Source organism: Streptomyces canus, from assembly GCF_030816965.1.
Classification (GTDB): Bacteria; Actinomycetota; Actinomycetes; order Streptomycetales; family Streptomycetaceae; genus Streptomyces; species Streptomyces canus_E.
In genome coordinates this window covers 7,924,639-7,946,439 of the sequence record NZ_JAUSYQ010000002.1, presented here as the reverse complement: position 1 = coordinate 7,946,439, position 21,801 = coordinate 7,924,639, and the positions used below count along the sequence as shown (strand labels likewise).

Here is a 21,801-nt window from a genome sequence, read left to right as displayed (position 1 = left end):
TCAGACCGCCTCTCCCTGCCGGGCGGCCGCGAGGCGGACCGCGTCCATGATCTTCTCGTAGCCGGTGCAGCGGCACAGGTTGCCCGACAGCGCCTCGCGGATGTCCGCGTCGCTCGGGTTGGAGTTGCGCTCCAGCATCTCGTCGGCGGCGACCAGCAGCCCCGGCGTGCAGAAACCGCACTGGACGGCCCCGGCGTCGATGAACGCCTGCTGGACGGGCGAGAGTTCGGTGCCCTCGCCGGTGTGGGAGTCGTGCCCCTCCGACGCCTGGTGACCGCACGACCGCTGCTTCGCGTAGTCCGCGAGCCCCTCGACGGTCACGACCTCGCGCCCCTCGACCTGCCCGGCGGCGACGAGGCACGAGCACACCGGGACGCCGTCCAGCCGGACCGTGCAGGAGCCGCACTCACCCTGCTCGCAGGCGTTCTTCGAACCGGGCAGCCCGAGCCGCTCGCGCAGCACGTACAGCAGGGACTCGCCCTCCCACACGTCGTCGGCTTCCTGCGGGCGTCCATTGACAGTGAAGTTGACACGCATTACGCAGCTCCCTCCGTGGTGGCGGCGGTGCCGCGGTACGACTCCCAGGTCCAGGTCAGTGTGCGGCGGGCCATGATGCCGACCGCGTGGCGGCGGTAGCTCGCCGTGCCCCGGACGTCGTCGATCGGGTTGCAGGAGGCGGCGCAGAGATCCGCGAACTGCTTGGCGACCGAAGGGGTGATGATCTTGCCGTTGTCCCAGAACCCGCCCTCTTCCAGAGCCGCGTTCAGAAACTCCTCGGCGGTCCTGGCCCGAACGGGTGTGGGAGCGGCCGAGCCGATCCCCGTCCGCACGGTCCGCGTCTCGGGGTGCAGGGCGAGCCCGAAGGCGCACACGGCGATGACCATGGCGTTGCGCGTGCCGACCTTGGAGTACTGCTGGGGCCCATCGGCCTTCTTGATGTGCACGGCGCGGATGAGCTCGTCGGCCGCCAGCGCGTTGCGCTTCACGCCGGTGTAGAACTCGTCGATCGGGATGAGCCGCGATCCGCGCACCGACTCGACCTCGACCTCGGCGCCGGCCGCGAGGAGGGCGGGGTGGGCGTCACCGGCCGGGGAGGCGGTACCGAGGTTGCCGCCGACGCCGCCGCGGTTGCGGATCTGCGGGGAGGCCACGGTGTGCGAGGCGAGGGCCAGGCCCGGGAGCTCGCCGCGCAGGTCCTCCATGATCCGGGTGTACGGCACGGAGGCACCGAGCCGCACGGTGTCCTCACCGACCTCCCACTCGGTGAGGTCGCCGACGCGGTTCAGGTCGAGCAGGTACTCGGGCCGCCGATGGTCGAAGTTGATCTCGACCATCACGTCGGTGCCGCCCGCGATGGGCACAGCGGTGGGGTGCTCGGCCTTGGCGGCGAGCGCCTCCTCCCAGCTGGCGGGGCGAAGGAAGTCCATGACCGGCTCTCTTCTTCGTCTTGAGGGTCGTATGGATCAAGCCAGATCGTGTGCGGCGGGCCCGGCTCGTTCATGTGCTGTTCACGTGGAGTGGAGCCAGTACACAGCGGCGTACTCCGACGGGGTCAGTCACGGAAACCATGAAGGAGTTGGCTGGTCGGGGCCGTCATCTTGTAGATTCATATGAACGGAGGACCTCAGTAACCTCCATGTTTTCCTGCGGAAACGTTCGACACAGCCCACGTGACCTGGGACACAGCCCCGGAGACGGCACGGGCCGCTCCGCACTCACCGGACCCTTCCCCCATCGTAGATTTCGAGACAAAGAACGGCGGCGACGAGAATGCGGCTGCGCGCACTGCTGGACACCGACGCGCTGGGCCTGCGGCTGCTCGGCGGCGAGGACGAACTGGATCGCACCGTGCGCGGGGTGATGACCACGGACCTGCGCGACCCGAGCCGCTATCTCTCGGGCGGGGAACTGGTCCTGACGGGCCTTGCCTGGCGCCGGGACGCCGCCGACTCGGAGCCTTTCGTGCGACTCCTCGTGCAGGCCGGAGTGGCCGGGCTGGCGGCCGGTGAGGCGGAACTGGGCAACGTCCCGGAGGATCTGATCGTCGCCTGCGTCCGCCACCGCCTCCCGCTGTTCGCGGTGCACGAGTCGGTGGCCTTCGCGACGATCACCGAGCATGTCGTACGGCAGGTCTCGGGGGAGCGGGCCGGCGACCTGGCGGCCGTGGTGGACCGCCACCGCCGCATGATGACCTCGGGCCCGGCGGGCGGCGGCCCGGACGTGGTCCTCGACCTCCTGGGCTCCGACCTGGACCTGCGCGCCTGGGTCCTGTCCCCCACCGGCCGTCTGATCGCGGGCCCGAAGGTGGCGGGCCCCGGTCTCCCTGCGGACACCTGCGCGAAGCTCGCGGCGGAACACCTGGCGGCGGCCCGCACCGGGCGCCGCGGGCCCCACCGTGTCACGCTCGGCTCGTCGACGTACTCCCTCTTCCCGGTCCGCAGCTCCGGCCGCTCCCCCCAGGCCTCCAGGGACATACGCGAGACGGTCCTGTCGGACTGGCTGCTCGCGGTGGAGGCGGACGCCGGCGACTGGCCGGAGGAACGCCTGGACCTCCTCCGGGGCGTCACCCAGCTGATCGCGGTCGAGCGGGACCGCAGGGACGCGGCCCGCACGGTCCGCCGCCGCCTGGCCCAGGAGGTCCTGGAACTGGTCCAGACGGGAGCGGCACCGGCCGAGATCGCCGCCCGCCTCAGGGTGGCCGCCCCGGTCCTCCTCCCCGGCCTGGGAGCGGCCCCCCACTGGCAGGTGGTGGTGGCCAGGGTCGAGTGGCAGGACGGCGACCTGGAGGGCGGTCCCGTGGCCCAGTCGCTCCTGGAGGAGATCCTGGTGGACCCGTCGGCCACGGGTCCCGAACCCTCCGACCGCATAGCGGTGGCCCACACGGGCGACGAGGCGATCGCCCTGGTCCCCCTCCCGGCGGTCTCCACCGAGCACGACGGCTCCGAGGCCGGCATCCTGGCCGACGCCCTCCTGGAATCCGTACGGGACCCCCTCGCGGCCGGCCTGGACGACGACGGCAGGGTCACCCTGGGCGTCAGCGCGTCGGTCCACTCGGCGGAGGGACTCAGAGGCGCCCTGGAGGAGGCCCGCCACGCCCGCAGGGTGGCGGCGGCCCGCGCCGGCCGGGTCTGCGCGGCAGGCCACCAGGAGCTGGCCTCGCACGTCCTGCTGCTGCCCTTCGTGCCGGACGACGTCCGCCGAGCCTTCACAGCCCGCCTCCTCGACCCGCTGCGCGACTACGACCGCCGCCACCGGGCCGAGCTGATCCCCACCCTGGAGGCCTTCCTGGACTGCGACGGCTCCTGGACCCGCTGCGCGACCCGTCTCCACCTGCACGTCAACACGCTGCGCTACCGCGTCGGGCGGATCGAACAGTTGACGAGCCGGGACCTCTCACGCCTCGAGGACAAGCTGGATTTCTTCCTGGCACTGCGGATGAGCTGAAACCTGTGGGGCCCCGGACTCCCACGACTTTGTGAATTCCTTCACCCACCCCCTTGGCCGGGCCCGTCGTTTCGTGCTGAGATGCCGCCACCACTCATAGCTCGACGGCGCGCTCGGGGAGGGCAACGTGGCGCATACCGCCATGTCTGGTAACGGAACGACCGCCGGTGACGATCCACTCCAGACCGCGGTATGGCGGCTGCGCTCCCGGGCCTGCTGGGCCGACGCGGCCGCCCTGCTCCAACCGGTCACCGCGCAGGCGGCTCTGCAGAGAGCGGCACTTCTGGTGGAACGCTGCCTGTACACGGAGCAGGGCTGGGCGGAGGCGGAGGACGCACTGCGCACTGCCGAGGCCCTGGCTCACAGCGACGGCGAACGGGGAGCGGCCGCTTGTGAACGAGGGCAACTTGCGTACGCCTCGACGCTGCACGGGGTCCGTGACCGCGCGGACGAGGCGAGGGCGGCGCTGGGCCGTGCGGCGGCGCTGATCCCTCCGGGAGTGGAGGCGAGGGCGCTGCTGGACTTCCGCCGGGGCCTGCTGGCGGAGAACCTGGCCCACGCTCCCCAGGCGGCCCGAGCGGCCTACCGCCGCGCCCACGCGGGCGCCACGGCCCACTCCGATCCCCTGCTCCTGTCCTTCACTTGGCGCCACCTCGCCGGACTCGCCCTACGGGACGGCGAGTTGGCCGAGGCGCGGCACGGCTTCGCCGAATCACTCCGGATCCGGGAGGAGTTGGGCTATCTGGTGGGAACGGCGCCGGCCCTCGCTTCCCTCGCCGACGCGGAGGTGGAGCCGGAGGCGTCCCGGCTCCGCGAGGAGGCGAGGCGGTTGTACCGGTTGCTGGGCGGCGTACCTACATGGCTGGCACGGCAGTTGGCTCCGCCGGCGGCCACGGCGTGATGTGACCGGGGCGCAGTTCCCTGCGGGGCTTGAGCGGGACGCCTACGGGGGTGCCGGGTCGGGTGGTCGGCGAGTGCGAGCGGGTTGCGGCTGGTCGCGCAGTTCCCCGCGGGTCGCGTGCACGGGGCTTGAGCGGGACGCCTACGGGGGTGCCGGGTCGGGTGGTCGGCGAGTGCGAGCGGGTTGCGGCTGGTCGCGCAGTTCCCCGCGCCCCTAAGGAGTTGCAGTCACCCGCGCCACGACGGACCGTTCGCCACCTCGCCCGCCACGACGGACCGTTCGCCACCTCGCCCGCCACGACGGACCGTTCGCCGCACCCCGCGCCACGACGGACCAATCCCTCCCTCGCCCGCCACGACGGACCGTTCGCCGCACCGCGTGCCCCGACGGGCCGGTAGCCGCGTACGGCGGGAAGGGGACGGGGTGGGGGGTGTCCGCCCGCAGCGGCCGGCGTCCGTAATCCAGTACTGCTCAATCGACAGCAACCGCCGGACCGAGGACGGACACCCCCCACCCCGGCCCCGACCCACCCACCGAACCCCACGCGCTACACCAGCCCCCACCGAAGCCGAAACGGGCCGCCGCAGGCACTCAGGGGCGCGGGGAACTGCGCACAACGCCCGCCCCCACCGAACCCGCACAGGCGCCGCAGGCACCCGCACCCGCACCCGCACCCGCACCCGCGTCAGGACCTCCCGGCGAAATGCCCGCCCACCAGCCCCCGCACCACATCCAGATCCCGCGCGATCAACGCGTCCAACAGCGCCGTGTGCTCTGCCGCGTCCGCGATCAGGTCCGCCCGCCCCCGCGCCGCGGAACCACCTACCAGCGGCCACTGAGACCGCCGGTGCAAGTCCTCCGCGATCTGCACGAGTTGCTCGTTCCCCGACAGCGACAGCACCGCGCTGTGGAAGGCCCGATCGGCCTCCGCGTACGTGGCCCGGCATCCCGACGACGCCGCCCGCACGCTCGCCTCCGCCACCGGCCGCAGCTCCGCCCACCGCTCCACCGGCACGCTCCGCGCCAGCCGCAACACCACCGGCACCTCGATCAGCGCCCGCACCTCGGCCAACTCGGCCAGCTCACGGGCCCCCCGCTCGACGACCCTGAACCCACGGTTGGGAACAACCTCGACGGCCCCCTCCAACGCGAGCTGCTGCATGGCCTCCCGCACCGGCGTGGCGGACACCCCGAAGCGCTCCCCCAGCGCAGGCGCCGAGTACACCTCACCGGGCCGCAACTCCCCGGTGACCAACGCCGTACGCAAAGCGTCGAGGATCTGCCCCCGCACGGAGGCCCGCTGGATGACAGGCCGCGGAATCGGCACCTCGCTGTGCGTGTGCTCACCCCGGACCCCGGAACCCGCATCGGCCCGGGCCCGCGCCGCGTCGGAGGCCCGCATCTGCGGCGGTACCCGAACCGCGCCCACGGCCAGGTCCACGTCCCGCTCCACACCCCCCGTCCCGGCGGAGCCCTGCACACCCTGCTTCACGGGTCCTCCTCCGGACGTGTCGGTACTTGGGGTCATTAACGACGGGTTGTTACTCACCCGTCAAGCACCTTAGGCGCAGAACGCTCCAGTTCAAATCCCGAAGATCCCGGGTAAGGTAAGCCTTACCTTTAGACGACTGCGAATCGGTGCTCCACATGCCCATACCGCCGCCCGCCCCCCGCTCCGCCGTCACAGCCGCCTACGCGCGCGTGACCGAGGCTCTCCCGGTGCTGACGGTCACGGAGCTGCCCGAGGACACCCCCCTCCCGACCGGTGACGGCTGGGTCACCGCCGCGGCCCTCGCGGGGAACGACACCGCCCTGGACATCTTCCTCGCGTGGGACGACGAGCAGATCCTCAGGGACAACGCCAGGAAGGGCCGCCCGGACGTGATCGCCGGCTTCGGACTGCACCGCTACGCCTGGCCTGCCTGTCTCCTCTTCACGGCACCGTGGTTCCTGCACCGCAGGGTCCCCCGCTACCCGGTGACCCAGGTCTCCTACGACCGCACCCGGGGCCCGATGAACCTCGCGGTCCACCCGGGCCTGTTCGCCTGCCTCCCGGACGACCCGGCCGCCGCGCTCCCCGGCGCGTACACGGTCCCCGACGAGGAGTGCCTGCGGGCCGAACTGAGGGACGCGATCGCCGAGCACATGGAGCCGCTCCTCGGCGCCTTCGGCCCGCGCATGCGCCGCCGCGGCAGGGCCCTGTGGGGCATGGTGACCGACGAGATCGTCGAGGGGATCTGGTACGTCGCCGAGCTCCTCGGCGAGCACGAGAAGCGCCGGGCCGAACACGCCCTGGAGCTCCTCCTGCCGGGGACGACGAAGCCGTACGTCGGCTCCCCGGGCTTCCGCGTGCTCACCGACCCCGACGGCAGGCCCCTGGCCACCCGGGACCGGATCAGCTGCTGCATGTACTACACACTGGATCCGGACGACATCTGCGCGACCTGCCCGCGCACCTGCGACACGGACCGGATCGCCAAGCTCACGGCGGCCGCGGCCAGTTGAGGTCTCGTCAGAGGGGACCCCGCCGCAGGCCGCCCTCCCGCGTCCCGTAAGATCAACGCCGACTGGGACGCCCGTTCGGTTACAGGCAATTCACAACTTCCTCACTTGTCGCAGGAACTTTCCGTGGAACCACCCGTACGGGTAGTCTTATTCGAACTCAACTCCCGCCCCTCAAGCGGCAGTTCGAGCAGAACGCCGCCCTGGGCAATCCCTTGCACTTCCTTGGCGGCCTCTTGCCCCGAAAACGCCTGAGGGCCGTTGGGATTGGGCCACTATGGCGGGCGTTACGCCCCATCCCAATGCAAGGGACCCAGATGAGACTGACCGACATATCGCTGAACTGGTTGCTTCCGGGCGCCGTACTGCTCCTGGGCATGCTGGCGGCGGTGGCGGTGCTCGCGCGGAGCAAGCGGTCCGGCGGGGAGCACGCGAAAGACGACTCGTGGGAGCGGAGCGAGGAGCGCCGCAGGCGCAAGGAGGCCATATACGGCACCGCCTCCTATGTCCTTCTGTTCTGCTGTGCGGCGGTGGCAGCCGCCCTCTCCTTCCACGGTCTGGTGGGCTTCGGCCAGCAGAACCTGAACCTGTCCGGCGGCTGGGAGTACCTCGTCCCGTTCGGCCTGGACGGCGCGGCCATGTTCTGTTCCGTGCTCGCGGTGCGGGAGGCCAGCCACGGTGACGCGGCCCTCGGCTCCCGGATACTCGTGTGGACGTTCGCCGGCGCGGCGGCCTGGTTCAACTGGGTGCACGCGCCCAGGGGGTTCGGCCACGACGGCGCGCCGCAGTTCTTCTCCGGCATGTCCCTCTCGGCCGCCGTCCTCTTCGACCGCGCGCTGAAGCAGACCCGCAAGGCCGCGCTGCGCGAGCAGGGTCTGGTGCCGCGTCCGCTGCCCCAGATCCGCATAGTCCGCTGGGTGAGGGCGCCGCGTGAGACGTACAAGGCCTGGTCGCTGATGCTGCTGGAGAACGTGCGCAGCCTCGACGAGGCGGTCGACGAGGTTCGCGAGGACAAGCGCGAGAAGGAAGCGGCCCGACTGCGTCGGCGCGGCGAGCAGCGCGTCGAGCGCGCCCAGCTCAAGGCGATCAGCCGGGGACACCGCGGCTTCGTCGGCCGGGGCGGCGGGCGCCAGTTGGAGTCCCAGGCGGCCCCGGCTCTGGAGCGAGCCTCCGCGGAGCCTGCCATACCCAACCCCGAGCCGCTGCCCGTACGCCAGCGTCCCTCTCTCCAGCCCGTCCGCGGCGCGTCTGAGTCGCCCTCCGTCGACCTCACCGCGGAGGACGACACAATGGCCCTGCCGCGTCTCGACTCGCTGGAGCGCAAACTCAAGGATCTTGAGCAGCAGTTCGGCTGAGACGAAAGCCGAGGCCAGGGCCAACGCCAGGGCCTGAAGGGCGCGGCCGAGAGGCCGGAGCACCACGGGAAGGGGGCGTGACCGACGCGGTCACGCCCCCTTCCCGTGGTTCACGCCGTTCCGGCGTCGAGTTCGAACCAGACGGCCTTGCCCACGCCGTGTGCCCGTACGCCCCAGGCGTCCGCGAGCGACTGCACCAGGACCAGACCCCTGCCATGTGTACCGTCGTCGGCGGTCGGTACGCGCATCCGGGGTCTGCGGGCGACGAAGTCCCGCACCTCGACCCTCAGCGCCCGGGGCCCCACCGTGGCCGTGACGACCGCGTCGTGGTCGGTGTGCACGAGTGCGTTGGTGACGAGTTCACTGGTGAGCAGTTCGGCTATCTCGGATCGTCCGGGCCTCCCCCAATGTCGTAACAGCTCGCGCAAGGCCCTGCGTGTCTCAGGTACGGCCCCCAGGTCCGCCTGCTCCAGTCTGCGCCGGAGCTGAGGCGACTGCGCCTGCTCCAGGGCGCTGTCGGCCTTCTCCTCCACGGTCTTTGCCGAGAAGGCCCCTACTGTCGTGGGACCGCCTCCTCGTGCCTGCCTCTTCATGACCCCCGCCCGCGTGCCGATGTCGGTTCCCCTCCTGCTCGAACACGTTCACGGGGATCCATGCCCCGTAGCTCATGCGGCAGTCATGTCGAATCGTCAACGACCAGGTGTTCGGCCACGTTTGCGGTGGCGACCACGGCCATGCCGACAGAGCGGACGAATCCCGGGCCACGCCCCGCGGACCGCCGCGCGCGGCGGTGCCCGTCCGATGGGGCGGCGCCCCGCGGCGGTCCGTACGGCCCGCCCGACACGCGGCGCGTGTGCCGCCGGGCCCCTCCGCGCGACATGTGCCCTGCGAACCGGTGCCGGGGTACCGGCCCCTTCGGACGCCGCGCGAGCCTTTCACGCCGGGAAGGCGCGGGAAATCACCTGGTCGGCGGGGTGGTTGCGTTCCGGTCCGGGCCTCGAGGTGAGGAGCCTGCCGTACGACGACCCGCGCTCCCTGAAACCGCGTGCACCCCCGCCGCAGGCACCCGGCGATCGGGTCCGGCGAGCGGAGGTGAGCCGGTGCATCCGTTCCCGGAGTCGGCAGCCGGCCCCACGGCGCCGCAGGGCTGGTGAGCCACGTGGGTCCGGGACACCGGGACACCGGGACCACCGGGCATGGGCCGATCCGCCGACCCCGCACTGCCGACCTCGCCGTACCCGACGAAGGGGTGTGGCAGTCGGGAAACTGGCCGGAATCCGCCGCTACTTGCCCGCGAGGCCCTTGGTGCCGATGTGGAAGATCTTGTGGCTGCCGCGGGTCATGTCGACGACGAGGGTGCTGGTCCGGCCGGCACTCCAGGTGAGGGTGACGACGGCCTCCGTGTGGTCGGCGGTGCCGTTGTCGGTGACCTTCCAGGCGAGGGGCACGTTCTGGGCGCGCAGGACGCCGTCGGCGTGCTCCTTGTCCTCCCAGGCGTTCAGTTCCTTCTGGAAGGCCGGGGTGAGGTAGTGCGCGCGGAGCGCGTCCTGGAGTGCACCGCCGCCCTCGTCGGTGACCGCGTCGATGTAGGCGCCGTAGAAGTCGGCGATGCGGGTGATGTTGTCGGAGGGCTTCCCGCTCACGCTGTGCGGTGCTCCGGCGGAGGCCTGGGCGGTGACGCCGAGGCCGAGGGCCAGGGCGAGGCCGACAGCCAGGGTGGTGCGGCGGGTCGCCTTGGTCGTGTTCATCTGTGTTCCCCGTTTTCTTTCTGAATCTTTCTGAGTCTTTTCCGATGGTGATGCGATCCGGGCGGGGCCGCCCGCCCGACCCCCGTGCGGGAGGGCGGCCCCGGTTCTCAGTGGAGCTTGTTCACCGCGGTCGCGGTCGTCTTCTTGAAGGCCTTCACCGGGGCACTGGCGAAGTCACCCATCTGGGACCACTCCACGACGGTGACGGTCCGGTCGTCCCGGCCGACGGACAGCAGCCGGATGTCGGTGGCGCCGTACGAGTACGCCGTGTGCAGGCCGTGCACCCGGGCGCCCTCCTCGACCGCGACCTTGCCGTAGTCCTTGTACGTCGCCTCGAGCTCCGGGTCGGCCTGCTCGAGGCGGTCCGCGCAGGTGCGGATCTCCTTGTTCATGCGGGTGGCGAGGGCCGCGGCCTTGGCCTTGGTGCCGACCTCGATCGTCAGCTGGCGGGCGCTGGTCTCCAGTTCGGTGCGGAAGTCGCGGTACCGGGAGTCGTAGCCCGGCAGCGCGTCCTCGAGGCAGAGCAGCAGTTCGTCCGGGACGCCGTCGGTCACCTTGCCCGCCGTCCAGGCGGACGAGGGGTGTGGCGGGAGGTCGGCGGCCAAGAGGAACGTGGGCGCGGCCGGCGCGGCCCCGGCCTGCACGGCGAGTGTGACGCCGAGCACGAGGCCGGTGAGAGAGAGTACGGTGAGCGCGCCTGCTCGGGTGCGCTTGGGCATGGGTGTCCCCCGTGAGATACGTGCATGAGTGTGGGATGCCACGACGACGGCGGATGGTCGGTCCGGCCCGGTCGGTGCGACACCAAGAGCATCAGCGGTCACACGGGGCGGATGCAACACGGGACACGGGATCCGTCTGCATGGAACCATCCCAGGCCGTCTGACGTGCAGGTATAGGGAGTGCCTGGGATACGGGATCAGGGGGGAATCGTTGTCGGCACCGGAACCACAGGACGATGTCCAGGAGTTCGCGGCCCTGCTGCGGCGCCTGAAGGAGCGCACGGACCGCAGCTACGGTTCGCTGGCCCGGCGGCTGAACATGAACACCTCGACCCTGCACCGGTATTGCGCGGGCGACGCGGTACCGGTCGACTTCGCACCCGTCGAGCGGTTCGCGGCGCTGTGCGGGGCATCGGCCGAGGAGCGGATGGATCTGCACCGGCTGTGGCTCTCGGCGGTGGCGGCGCGACAGCGGCCACGGGCCGGGGAGGCGGCGGAGGCCGCGCGTCCGCCGGCGGACGCGGCAGCGGGGACGGTCGGCGCTACGGCAACGGAAGCAGCAGTCGGCGAGGGAAGCGGGGCAGGGGCAACTGACCACGCGACGGCGGCGGCTGATCGGGCACCCGCGGCAGATGGCGGTACGTCAGCGACAGCCGACGGCGTGACCGCGGCGGCTGGCACCGCGGTGGTCGGCGGCGCGGTGAGCGGCGGTGCGGTGAGCGGCGGTGCGGTCGGCGAAATGGGCGCGGCGACAGACAGCCGCGCGGCGAGCGGCGGTGCGGTCGACGAGCTGAGCGCAGCGACAGACAGCGGCGCGGTGGGCGACAGCGTGCCGAGCCTCGGCGCGGTCGGCGAAATGGGCGCGGCGACAGACAGCCGCGCGGCGAGCGGCGGTGCGGTCGACGAGCTGAGCGCAGCGACAGACAGCTGCGCGGTGGGCGACAGCGTGCCGAGCCTCGGCGCGGTCGGCGAAATGGGCGCGGCGACAGACAGCCACGCGGTGGCCGTCGGTGCGGTGAGCGGCGAGGTGGGCGCGAGTTCCGAGGGTGAGGGGGGCGCCTTGATCGCGGGGCGCGGTGCCCCGCCCCGCCCCTGGTACCGCCGTCGGCGCGTCGCCATGGCCGCGGCCGCCGCGGTGGCGCTTCTCGCGACGCTGGGCAGTCTGTCGGCGCTGCCCTCGGGGCGTTCCGCGTCGGACGAGGTCGCTCAGGCCCCGGACCCGTCGTCCTCTACGACTACGACGGCGTCGGGCTCGCCCCGCCACTCCCCGTCCAAGTCGCCGAGCGCCTCCGCCACCTCCGGCTCCCCGTCGCCCAAGGGCACCCGGAACAGCCCCTCCGCGTCGGCGACGGGCGGCGGCGCCGCCACGAAGGGCACAGGCAAGTCCGGACAGCAGGGAGCCGCCACCGGTACCCCGCTCACCTGGACCGTCAACTCCCACGTCTGGAACGCGGGCTGCGGCCACGACTACGTCATCGACAAGCCGCCCGCCCAGGTCCCGCCGCCCCCGACGGCCCAGGACGCCGCGAACTGGGCAGGCACGCTGGGCGCGATCCACGGCCGGCAGACCATGGTGCAGATCTCGGTGCAGGGCCGGAACTCGACGGCCGTCGTCCTGGAGGACCTCCGGGTCCGGGTCGTCTCACGCGAGACCCCGGCCAAGGGCAACGCGTACGCCATGGACCAGGGTTGCGGAGGCGCTCTCACCCCGCGCTACTTCTCCGTCGACCTGGACAAGGACCGGCCGATCGCCCACTCGCAGTCCGGCAACGACGGCGAGAACGTCATCCCGGCCGTCAGGATGCCCTACCGCGTCTCCTCCGAGGACCCGGAGGTGCTGCTGGTCACGGCGGAGACCGAGGGCTGCGACTGCAATTGGTACCTGGAACTGGACTGGTCCTCCCAGGGCCGCACCGGTACGGCCCGCGTCGACGACAACGGCCGCCCGTTCCGCACGACCGCCATCAAGGGCCTGCCCCGTTACTGGTACGGCACGAACACCGCAGGTGAGCGGGCCTGGGTGGACTACGACAGCTAGGAGACGGACGCGGACCCCACACGGTGAGCCGTGCCGTCGGGGTCCACGTAGGCGAACTCCCGTAGCCCGTAAGGCGTGTCGGCCGGCTCGACGAAGCGGCCCTCGACGCCGGAGGCCGCCCACTCGGCATGGACGGCGTCGGCGTCGCTCACGTACAGGTAGACGACGGCTCCGGTGCGCAGAGGGTCGTGCTCGGACCACTCGCTGAGGTGCATCGAGACCGCACCCCGTTCGACGAAGCCGTACCGCTGCGGACCGTCGTAGGCACGCGCGGCGAAGCCCAGCCGACGGTATCGCTCCAGGGCCGCGGCAAGGTTCCGGACAGGGACGACGGGCGCGACTTCGGTGAAGGCGATTTCTGGCATGCGGCCAGTCTTGCAGCTATGGGGCTCCTCAGGGCCGGGGCACGTTCCGGAGGTTGGAGCGGGCCAGCTGGAGCATGCGGCCGACTCCTCCGTCGAGGACGATCTTCGAGGCGGACAGGGCGAAGCCGGTGACCATCTCGGTGCTGATCTTCGGCGGGATGGAAAGGGCGTTGGGGTCGGTGACGATGTCGACGAGGGCGGGACCCTTGTGCTTGAACGCCGACTTCAGGGCCCCGGCGAGGTCCTTGGGCTTCTCCACGCGCACGCCATGGGCACCGCAGGCACGGGCCACGGCCGCGAAGTCGGGGTTCTTGTTGGTGGTGCCGTAGGACGGGAGCCCGGCGACCAGCATCTCCAACTCGACCATGCCCAGCGAGGAGTTGTTGAAGAGGACGACCTTCACGGGGAGGTCGTACTGGACCAGGGTCAGGAAGTCGCCCATCAGCATGGAGAATCCGCCGTCGCCGGACATCGACACGACCTGTCGCCCGAGGTCGGTGAACTGCGCCCCGATCGCCATCGGCAGGGCATTGGCCATCGAGCCGTGCGAGAAGGAACCGATCACGCGGCGGCGGCCGTTGGGCGAGATGTAACGGGCGGCCCACACATTGCACATGCCGGTGTCGACGGTGAACACGGCGTCGTCGTCGGCGAGTTCGTCGAGTACGGAGGCCCCCTGTCTGCCTTGTCGATCATCTCGACGAGCTTGTCGATCTCGGCGTCACCGGGGCGGACGCTGGGCCGGGAGGTGACGAGGGCGGTCTCGGCGGCCTTGTCGGGGGCGGGCTGGTCGGCGATGTCGCCGGGGAGGGTGACGACGCTGACGCCGGAGCGGCCGACGGCGTTCTGGATGGCGGTCTGGAGCAGCCTGGGCATCTGCTTGGGATCCACGAACTGTTCGGCGACGTTCTGCTTGGCCATGGATCCATGCACCGTTCCTGTGGACTGAGCGGAGTGAGTCCGTTCAGCCGCGCGCCCCGAACGGTCTTGGGCGAGCTGGTCCCCGGCGTACTCGACCCCGGGGCGGCGACACGCATCCTGTGCGTGGTCCGGGCCCGGGAGGCCAGTTCCCTCCGCGACCTGGCCACATAGATACGGCCAGAGGCGGCGGGGAGGCCCTGGACCATCCTCTGGTGGAGCGGGGGCCCCGCACGCTGGCGCCGTACTGGCGTCCCAGATCGCACGATCACGTTAGCCCGATCGGCCCAGGACGCCGCAAGTCCGCCAGCAGGCGATCACCCGATCGAGCTAACTCGACCTCGTACGTACTCCCTGGCGAGCAGTTATCAACCCCTTCGGTCTCCTTGGGTCCATCCATCCACAATGGCCGCGATCACGCCTCCCAAACAGCGGCGGCTGTACGGTCGTCCGCGTATCCCTTGACCCGGACTTGGGAGTCGGCGAGGAACGCGGCGAGGCCGGGCGGGGATCCTGACCACCTTTCCGTGAGGTACTCGCACAGTTCCGGCTCGCCGCGCAGAGGGTCGGCGAGGCCTCCGGTGCACATCAGGAGGGTGTCACCCGGGCGGGCGACGGAGGCGCGGAAGCGGAAGGGTTCGCGGGGCGGCTCCGGGGCGGGTTCGTAGGGGCTCGGGGGTGTGGGGATGCCGAGGTCCATGGTGAGGCGGTCGCCCTCGGGGGTCTCGGTCGGCAGTGAGCCGAAGCCGACGACCGGTTCGCCGGTGGCGTCGGTGATGCGGGGTTCGATGTCGTGCCACTCGCCGTCGCGGAGGCGGAAGAGGCCGCCCGCGCCGACGCCGAAGAAGACGCGGATCCGGCAGTCGGGGTCGGCGGGCAGGAGCAGACAGCGCAAGGTGGCGGCGTATTCCTCCGGGTCGGTGCCCTGCTCGACGGCGCTGGCGCGCAGCTTGCCGAGGCTGCGGTCGGTGAGCCGGTGCAGCCCGGACTTGAGGTCGCCGCGGCGGGCGGCGCTGATGTCCTGCGCGAGCCGGGCGTGACTGCGCCCCACGGCCCGCCCGATCCAGTGACAGGCCTCGGCGGCGGCGCGGTGGGCACCGGGGGTGGCGCGGGCGCCGGTGGCCATGGCGACGAGGATCAGCGCCTGCTCGCCGGTGCCGAAACGGGCGGTGAGCAGGGAGTCCCTTCGGGGCTCGCCGCGGAACCTGGCCGAGTCCCCTCGCACGGACACCGCCCGCAGCGTGCACGCCCCGTACCTGGCCCCGTCCAGCACGGTGTCCGCCACCAGGTCGTCGAGTTCGTCGGGGTCGGCGGGTGGGAGGGCGGTGGGTTCGGCGTCGTAGGTGGGAGGGCCGGAGCCGACGAATCCGACGGGGGCGGGCGGGAGGGTGGGGATGTCCACGCGGGTGGCGGTGCGGGGTGCCTGTGGCGCGGGGGCCGGGTCCGGGTCGGCACCTTCGCGGTCCTGGGTGGGGCCGTCCTGGTCGTGGTCGGCGGTCCGGCCACGACCGGGTGGTTCGGGGGGCTCAGGGGTCGGGTCGGGCTGAGTGGATCCCGGGCCGGCTGCCGGGGATTCCTGGGCGAGGTCGGCTTCGACGCCGGGTGCGACGGCCCACCAGTCGCCTTCGACGCGGCGCGTGCCGGCTCCGCCTCGGTCCGAGGGCTCTGGAGGGTTCTCAGGGCCGCCAGACGTGGGCACGTCCTCGACGCCGCCCACGGGGGCCGGCCTGCCGTAGGCGGGGTCGCCCCTGCGCGAGCCGACCCCGTCCGTGGCGCCGCCACGCGGGTCGACTCCGCCGACGCCCCACCCTCCGGAATCACCACGGTCTGCCGAAACGGCCCGGTCGGCGTCCTGCGGCACGTCATCGGCGACACCACTGCGCGAGGCCGCTCCGCCGGAGCCACCCCTGCCCGAGCCGCCACCGTCAGGCCAAAGGGCCTGGTCACCGTCGTGTGGCGCATCATCAGCGAGGCCACCCCGCGAAACCGCTCCACCGACACCCCGCCCCCCGGAATCGTCGCGGCCGGAGGAAACGACCCGGTCAGCGTCCTGCGGCGATCCGTCAGCGGCACCGCCCCGCGAAACCGCTCCGCCGGAGCCACCCCTGCTCGAGCCGCCGCCGTCAGGCGAAACGGCCCGGTCGGCGTCCTGCGGCGCATCAGCGACCCCACCGGGCGAGACCGCCCCGCCGACGCCACCTCTACCCAAGCCGCCGCCGTCAGGCGAAACGGCCCGGTCGGCGTCCTGCGGTGGCGGGGGTGGAGCCGCGGGGCGAGGCGGGGCTGAGGGGTGTGGGGGCGCCGCGGTCGGCGGCCTCGGGGGCTCGGTCGGCATGCGCGAGGGCGGAACGGTCGTGGCCGGAGGCGTCTCGCTGGACGTACGGCCACCGGGTGGCGGGGGCGGGCGGTCCTCGGCGGGCCGCTCGACGAAGCCGGGCGGCTTGGGGCCGGGCGGGAAGGACGCGGGGCCGTCGGATGCGTCGGGTGGCGCCTGCCAGGGAACGCGGTGCGGGCCGGGTGGGGGAGGCGTCGCCCGGGAGAAACCTGTCCGCGGCCCGGGGACCCCGGTACCGGGCCGACGGCTCTGCTCGTCCACAGCACCCGGCTCGGAACCGGGCTGTCCTTCACCGAAGCCTGCCTCCGAGCCGGGCCGTCCACCACCGGTCCTTGCCTCCGAACCCGGCCATCCACCACCGGACCCTGCCTCCGAACCCGGCTGACCCCCACCGGACCCCGCCCCCGACCCGGACCCTCGACCACCGAGGCCTGCCTCCGAACCCGGCCATCCACCACCGGTCCTTGCCTCCGAGCCCGGCCGTCCACCACCGGACCCTGCCTCCGAACCCGGCTGACCCCCACCGGGCTCTGCCTCCGACCCAGACCATCCACCACCAAGCCCCGCCGGCGAACCCGGCTGACCCCCACCGGGCTCTGCCCCCGACCCAGACCATCCACCACCAAGCCCCGCCGGCGAACCCGGCTGACCGCCACCGAGCCCTCCCCCCGAGCCCGGCTGACCCTCACCGGACCCTGCCTCCAAGCCGGGCCGTCCCTCACCAAGCCCCGCCTCGAAGCTCAGCCGCCCGCCCCCCGACCCGTCCCGCACCGTCCCCGCCGCTGAGGCGAAGCGGTCGTCCAGGGTGTCCGGGGCCGGTGTGGGGCCCGTGTCGTCGGTGGAGTCGTACAGCTGCCCCCACCAGTCGTCCTCGTGACCGCGACCGGTGGGCGTTCCCCCCTGCTGGCTCATGCCCCCAATTGTCCACCGCACCGGCCGTATGAAAACGGGGCATCCCGAAAATCAAGCCCCGCCACGCGCGTCGAACTGTGTTGCGAAGGGTCGCCGGACGGTTCCACCCCCCACGGGAGAACCGCCCGGCGACGCCGAGTGACCCGGACTCCGACCCCTACGGTGGACGCACGTCGTGGGTATCGGTCGGGTCGGCCCTGAGTGTGACCCGCTTCCCTGTCGCAGCGCTGTGACGGACGACGGTCCGAGTGCCCGCTGCCATGAGGCCGATGCGCAGCTCTTCCTCAACGGGCCGGGAACGGGCCGAGGTGATATCGCTGACCTGCGCTTTCTGCCTACCTCCGGCACCCTGGACTCATGGGAGCGTGGGACCTCCTGCTGGTCGGCCTGGTCATGCTGTTCGGCCTGGTCGGGGTTCTGTTGCCCGTGGTGCCTGGGTCGTGGCTCGTGTGGGCCGCGGTCCTGTGGTGGGCGCTGAAGGATCCGCAACCGCTCGCGTGGAGTGTGCTCGTGGGGGCCACGGTCGCCCTGTTCCTCTCCCAGGTCGTGCGCTGGGCGCTGCCGCCACGCCGGCTGCGAGAGAGCGGGGCCACCCCGCGCATGGCGGTCTACGCCGGAGCGGGCGCGTTCCTCGGCTTCTTCCTGATCCCCGTGCTCGGCGCGATCCCCGGGTTCATGGGCGGCATCTACCTCTCGGAACGCCTCCGCCTCGGCCGCCACGGGGCGGCGAAGGCCGCCCTGCGCACGGCGATGCACTCGGGCGGCTCCAGCGTGCTGGCGGAGCTGTTCACATGTCTGCTGATCATGGGCGCGTGGCTGGGGACGGTGCTGTGGGGCAGCTGACCCGGGACGACCTAGGACCGCAGCCCCGGACAGGCCTAGGACGAGATTCCGATGCGCGGGCGGCACGGGGCGTGTTTGGGTGGCTGCCATGACCGCATTCAGCGAGGCCGAGCGCGCGTACCTGAAGTCCCAGCGGCTGGGACGACTCGCCACCGTCGACCCGCAGGGACAGCCGCAGGCGAACCCGGTCGGCTTCTTCCCCCAGGACGACGGCACCATCCTGATCGGTGGCTACGCGATGGGCCGCACGAAGAAATGGCGCAATCTCCAGAAGAACCCGAAGGTCGCGCTGGTCGTCGATGACATCGCGAGTCTGAAGCCGTGGACGGTGCGTGGCATCGACATCCGTGGAGAGGCGGAACTCCTCACGGGCCCACACGAGTTGGGCCCGCACTTCAGCGAGGAACTGATCCGCATCCATCCACGACGGATCCACAGCTGGGGGCTCGAGGAGTCCTAGAGGGCCCCTTCGAGGGTGAGCAGGGCCGTCTTGCGCTCCAGGCCGCCCGCGTACCCGGTGAGCAGGCCGTTCGCGCCGATGACCCGGTGGCACGGGCGGAGGATCAGCAGGGGGTTCGCGCCGATCGCGCCCCCTACGGCACGGACGGCGACGCGGGAGGCACCGACGCGGGCGGCGATCTCGCCGTACGTCGTGGTCGCCCCGTACGGAACGTCGTCGAGGGCGTCCCAGACTCGGGTCCGGAACTCGGTGCCTTCAGGACGCAACTCGAGCTGAAACTCCTTGAGTTCACCGGCGAAGTAGGCGGCGAGCTGCTCCTCCGCATCCCGGAAGGGGGTGGGGTCGTGGATCCAACCCTCCTGGACGGTACGGCCCTTCTTCTGCTCCGGAACGGACAGCGAGGTCAGCGCGCCGGTCTCGTCGGCGGTGAGGAGCAGGGTGCCGACGGGGCTGTCGAGACGGTTCCAGCGGATGGCCATGATTACTCCAACTCTCCTGCTGTGCGCAGGTGTTGCCAGGCGTAGGAGCGCCAGGGGCGCCAGGTGTCGGGGGTGTCGAGGCCCGGTGGGGCGACATCGGGGTCACCGAGGGCGCGGGTGCGGATGACGGCGACCGTACGGGCGTCCAGGCCGGGCAGGGCGAGGAGTGCGTGCTGCGCCTCGTCGCGGTCGGCGCCCGGATCGAGTCGTACGGCCCCGTCGGCCAGGGCGGTGGCCAGCGTGCCCAGAGGGCCGGCCGCCTCCGAAAGGGCCGCGGGCTCGGGGAAGAGGTGGGCGAGGCTGCCGCAGGGTGCGTCCAGGGTCTTGCCGTATCGCCGGACGAGCCGCTCGGATGCGCTACGGCCCACCAGTGCCCGTACGGCGAACTCCTCGGGGTCGGCGGCGCCGGGCGACCGGAGTCCTGGGCGGGCGGCGACCAGGGGAGCGAGCCGGGTGTCCTCGCCGAGCCGCTCGTCGACGGCGTAGGGATCGGCGTCGAGGTCGAAGAGCCGCCGCAGCCGTCCGACGGCGGTGGTCAGGTCACGGGGGTCGGTGAGGTGCAGGTGGGCGTCGAGCCAGCCGCCGGGGTTGGCGCCGGAGGTGGTTCCGGTCGTACCGGTGCGTTCGTGGACGGCGACGATGCCGGTGCCGTGCGGGAGGCGGAGGGTACGGCGGTAGGTGCGCCGCCCTGATGCCCCGCTCACTTCCTCGACGCCGGGTACGGCCTCGCTCTCCAGCAGGTCGAAGACGGCGCCGGACCGGTAGGGGCCGCGGTGGGCCAGTCGTAGCGGAATGCCCGCCGTGGGGGTGGCCGCGCGGCGTGCGGTCCGGGCGGCGGCCCGCAGGTCGCTGGGGGTGGAGGCGTAGATCTCCCGGACCGTGTCGTTGAACTGCCGCACGCTGGCGAAGCCCGAGGCGAACGCGATCTCCGTGACCGGCAGGCCGGTGGTCTGGAGCAGGACACGCGCGGTGTGGGCCCGCTGGGCGCGGGCCAGGGCGACGGGGCCGGCGCCGAGCTCGGCAGTGAGCTGGCGCTGGACCTGGCGGGCGCTGTAGCCGAGGCGGCCGGCGAGCCCGGCGACGCCCTCCCGGTCGACGACACCGTCGCCGATCAGGCGCATCGCCCGGCCCACCACGTCCGCCCGTACGTTCCAGTCCGCGGAACCGGGGACCGCGTCCGGGCGGCACCGCCGGCAGGCCCGGAACCCGGAGCCCTGCGCGGCGGCGGCCGTCGCGTAGAAGCGGACGTTGCGACGCTTCGGGGTCACCGCGGGACAGCTGGGCCGACAGTAGATCCCGGTCGTCTCGACAGCGAAGAAGAACTCCCCGTCGAACCGGGCGTCCCGGCTGCGGACGGCTTCGTACCTGGTGTCTTCGTCCATCACGTGTTCCAGTTTCCGCCGTGGGCGACGATGCCGCTGGCGGAAATCGGACACGGTGATGGAGGGAAGTCGCGTGGGTGCAGCCAGGCAGACGCGACTGCACCCACTCAGGGACGCGGGGAACCGCGCGACCAGCCCCCGTCCGGCCGCGGCCGGACGGCCCTTACGCCCAGCGCCCCCGCTTCGCCTCCATCGCCGCCTTCCCCTCCGCTCCCCTCTTCTTCCAGTCCTTGCGGATCTCGGCACGCAGCCGCGCGTCCGTCTTCGCCACGATCCGCTGGTTCTCCCGGATCAGCTTCCGGTAGCTCTCCAGCCGCCGCTCGGGCAGCTCACCGGAGTCGATCGCGGCCAGCACCGCGCACCCCGGCTCGCTCTCGTGCGCGCAGTCGTGGAAGCGGCACTGTTCGGCCAGTGCCTCGATCTCGGAGAAGACCTGTCCGACACCGGTCTCGGCGTCCCACAGCCCCACGCCCCTGAGGCCGGGCGTGTCGATCAGTACGCCCCCGCCCGGCAGGGCGAGGAGGTTGCGGGTCGTGGTGGTGTGGCGTCCCTTCCCGTCCGCGTCCCGTGCGGCCTGCACAGCCATCACGTCCTCGCCGATGAGTACGTTCGCCAGTGTGGACTTCCCCGCGCCGGACTGCCCGAGCAGCACGGTCGTACCGCCGGAGACGACCGCGACGAGTACGTCGAGTCCCTCCCCGTCCAGCGCGCTGACGGTCAGCACCGGGACGCCCGGCGCCGTCGTCTCCACGTCCTGCACGAGATGCGAGAGCGTCACCGCGTCCGGCACGAGGTCGGCCTTGGTGAGCACGACCACCGGCTGTGCGCCGGACTCCCAGGCCAGGGCCAGGAACCGTTCGATGCGGCCGAGGTCGAGTTCGACGGCCAGCGACACGGCGACGATCGCGTGGTCGACGTTGGCCGCGAGGATCTGCCCCTCGGACCGCTTGGAGGAGGTGGAGCGCACGAAAGCGGTACGGCGTGGCAGATACGTCCGTACATAGCGAGGGTTGCCCGCGGGCTCGACGACGGCCCAGTCACCGGTGCACAGGACCCGCATCGGATCGGGCGGGGTGACGAAGGCCGTGTCGGCCCGCATCATCCCTTCGGCGGTGACGAGGTCGCACTGCCCGCGGTCGACCCGGACCACACGTCCGGGCAGGAGACCCTCGGGCTCGTAGGGGGCGAACTCCTCCGCCCACGCCTCGTCCCAGCCGTAGGGAGCGAGAGCGGAGAAAACACGAGAAGTGGAGCTGGAAGTCAAGGGAGACCCTTCACAAGGGTGGCCCCGGCACCAGGAGTTGGTGTCAGCCGACGGCCACGGAGGTGGACTTGATGATCTGGATGCGAGCAGCGCTCATCGCAAAGACAGCCATCGGTCGACACCTCCCTCATTCCTC

General features: G+C 72.0%; 18 protein-coding genes and 1 pseudogene. 7 read left to right on the top strand and 12 right to left on the bottom strand.

Features of this window, described 5'->3' with window-relative positions:
• Together QF027_RS37400 and QF027_RS37395 are read right to left on the bottom strand one after the other, a co-directional pair.
• The gene (locus tag QF027_RS37400) at window positions 1-537 is read right to left on the bottom strand and encodes a (2Fe-2S)-binding protein (RefSeq protein WP_307079644.1); all 537 of its coding nucleotides are present in this window, start codon (window positions 535-537) and stop codon (window positions 1-3) included.
• Window positions 537-1,427 (bottom strand): FAD binding domain-containing protein, encoded by an 891-nt coding sequence (locus tag QF027_RS37395; protein WP_307079643.1) that lies wholly within the window; start codon window positions 1,425-1,427, stop codon window positions 537-539. Before QF027_RS37395 ends, QF027_RS37400 begins: the two co-directional genes overlap by 1 nt.
• Before the next feature lie 343 nt (window positions 1,428-1,770).
• Here QF027_RS37395 and QF027_RS37390 point away from each other — a divergent pair, with 343 nt between their 5' ends.
• Window positions 1,771-3,444 carry a PucR family transcriptional regulator gene (locus QF027_RS37390; RefSeq protein ID WP_307079641.1) on the top strand — a complete coding sequence of 558 codons (1,674 nt, stop codon included), beginning with the start codon at window positions 1,771-1,773 and terminating at the stop codon, window positions 3,442-3,444.
• Window positions 3,445-3,571: 127 nt separating this feature from the next.
• A complete protein-coding gene (locus QF027_RS37385; protein ID WP_306974695.1) occupies window positions 3,572-4,345 on the top strand; it encodes a hypothetical protein in 774 nt (257 codons plus the stop codon).
• A gap of 685 nt (window positions 4,346-5,030) precedes the next feature.
• Here the strand turns inward: QF027_RS37385 and QF027_RS37380 are convergent.
• Window positions 5,031-5,837, bottom strand: a complete 807-nt coding sequence (locus tag QF027_RS37380; RefSeq protein WP_307079639.1) for a GntR family transcriptional regulator — start codon at window positions 5,835-5,837, stop codon at window positions 5,031-5,033.
• Window positions 5,838-5,992: 155 nt separating this feature from the next.
• Here QF027_RS37380 and QF027_RS37375 point away from each other — a divergent pair, with 155 nt between their 5' ends.
• Window positions 5,993-6,850 (top strand): (2Fe-2S)-binding protein, encoded by an 858-nt coding sequence (locus QF027_RS37375; protein WP_307079637.1) that lies wholly within the window; start codon window positions 5,993-5,995, stop codon window positions 6,848-6,850.
• A gap of 314 nt (window positions 6,851-7,164) precedes the next feature.
• Complete coding sequence (locus QF027_RS37370) at window positions 7,165-8,202, top strand: DUF2637 domain-containing protein (protein ID WP_306974700.1); 1,038 nt, start codon at window positions 7,165-7,167, stop codon at window positions 8,200-8,202.
• 110 nt (window positions 8,203-8,312) lie between these two features.
• Here QF027_RS37370 and QF027_RS37365 read toward each other — a convergent pair whose 3' ends face one another.
• The 3 genes from QF027_RS37365 to QF027_RS37355 form a co-directional block, all read right to left on the bottom strand.
• Window positions 8,313-8,735, bottom strand: a complete 423-nt coding sequence (locus QF027_RS37365) for an ATP-binding protein (protein ID WP_306974702.1) — start codon at window positions 8,733-8,735, stop codon at window positions 8,313-8,315.
• A gap of 750 nt (window positions 8,736-9,485) precedes the next feature.
• Window positions 9,486-9,950 (bottom strand): hypothetical protein, encoded by a 465-nt coding sequence (locus QF027_RS37360; RefSeq protein WP_307079636.1) that lies wholly within the window; start codon window positions 9,948-9,950, stop codon window positions 9,486-9,488.
• 107 nt (window positions 9,951-10,057) lie between these two features.
• Window positions 10,058-10,669, bottom strand: coding sequence for a hypothetical protein (locus QF027_RS37355; RefSeq protein ID WP_307079633.1), 612 nt, complete (start codon window positions 10,667-10,669; stop codon window positions 10,058-10,060).
• Between the two features lie 211 nt (window positions 10,670-10,880).
• Here QF027_RS37355 and QF027_RS37350 point away from each other — a divergent pair, with 211 nt between their 5' ends.
• Window positions 10,881-12,707 (top strand): helix-turn-helix domain-containing protein, encoded by a 1,827-nt coding sequence (locus QF027_RS37350; RefSeq protein WP_307079631.1) that lies wholly within the window; start codon window positions 10,881-10,883, stop codon window positions 12,705-12,707.
• Here QF027_RS37350 and QF027_RS37345 read toward each other — a convergent pair.
• The 3 genes and pseudogenes from QF027_RS37345 to QF027_RS37335 all read right to left on the bottom strand — a co-directional run bounded on the left by QF027_RS37345 (window position 12,704) and on the right by QF027_RS37335 (window position 15,851).
• Window positions 12,704-13,072 (bottom strand): bleomycin resistance protein, encoded by a 369-nt coding sequence (locus tag QF027_RS37345; protein ID WP_306974711.1) that lies wholly within the window; start codon window positions 13,070-13,072, stop codon window positions 12,704-12,706. The genes QF027_RS37350 and QF027_RS37345 overlap by 4 nt on opposite strands.
• Before the next feature lie 28 nt (window positions 13,073-13,100).
• Window positions 13,101-13,975 (bottom strand): annotated as a pseudogene (locus QF027_RS37340) (thiamine pyrophosphate-dependent enzyme); the annotation flags it as partial.
• Window positions 13,976-14,405: 430 nt separating this feature from the next.
• A complete protein-coding gene (locus tag QF027_RS37335) occupies window positions 14,406-15,851 on the bottom strand; it encodes a protein phosphatase 2C domain-containing protein (RefSeq protein WP_307079628.1) in 1,446 nt (481 codons plus the stop codon).
• A gap of 1,743 nt (window positions 15,852-17,594) precedes the next feature.
• Between QF027_RS37335 and QF027_RS37330 the strand changes: the two genes are divergently transcribed.
• Together QF027_RS37330 and QF027_RS37325 are read left to right on the top strand one after the other, a co-directional pair.
• Window positions 17,595-18,080: a DUF456 domain-containing protein gene (locus QF027_RS37330; protein WP_307079626.1), complete on the top strand. Its 486-nt coding sequence runs from the start codon at window positions 17,595-17,597 to the stop codon at window positions 18,078-18,080.
• Between the two features lie 88 nt (window positions 18,081-18,168).
• Window positions 18,169-18,540: a PPOX class F420-dependent oxidoreductase gene (locus QF027_RS37325; protein WP_307079624.1), complete on the top strand. Its 372-nt coding sequence runs from the start codon at window positions 18,169-18,171 to the stop codon at window positions 18,538-18,540.
• Here the strand turns inward: QF027_RS37325 and QF027_RS37320 are convergent.
• From QF027_RS37320 to rsgA, 3 genes are all read right to left on the bottom strand, one after another.
• Window positions 18,537-19,019 carry a methylated-DNA--[protein]-cysteine S-methyltransferase gene (locus QF027_RS37320; RefSeq protein ID WP_307079622.1) on the bottom strand — a complete coding sequence of 161 codons (483 nt, stop codon included), beginning with the start codon at window positions 19,017-19,019 and terminating at the stop codon, window positions 18,537-18,539. The two genes, QF027_RS37325 and QF027_RS37320, sit on opposite strands and share 4 nt — an antisense overlap.
• Window positions 19,020-19,021: 2 nt before the next feature.
• Entirely contained in the window at window positions 19,022-20,401 is a 1,380-nt protein-coding gene (locus QF027_RS37315; protein ID WP_307079620.1) for a DNA-3-methyladenine glycosylase 2 family protein, read from the bottom strand.
• Window positions 20,402-20,564: 163 nt separating this feature from the next.
• On the bottom strand, window positions 20,565-21,665 hold the full coding sequence (gene rsgA, locus QF027_RS37310) for a ribosome small subunit-dependent GTPase A (RefSeq protein WP_306974722.1): 1,101 nt from the start codon (window positions 21,663-21,665) through the stop codon (window positions 20,565-20,567).
• Window positions 21,666-21,801: the final 136 nt, after the last annotated feature.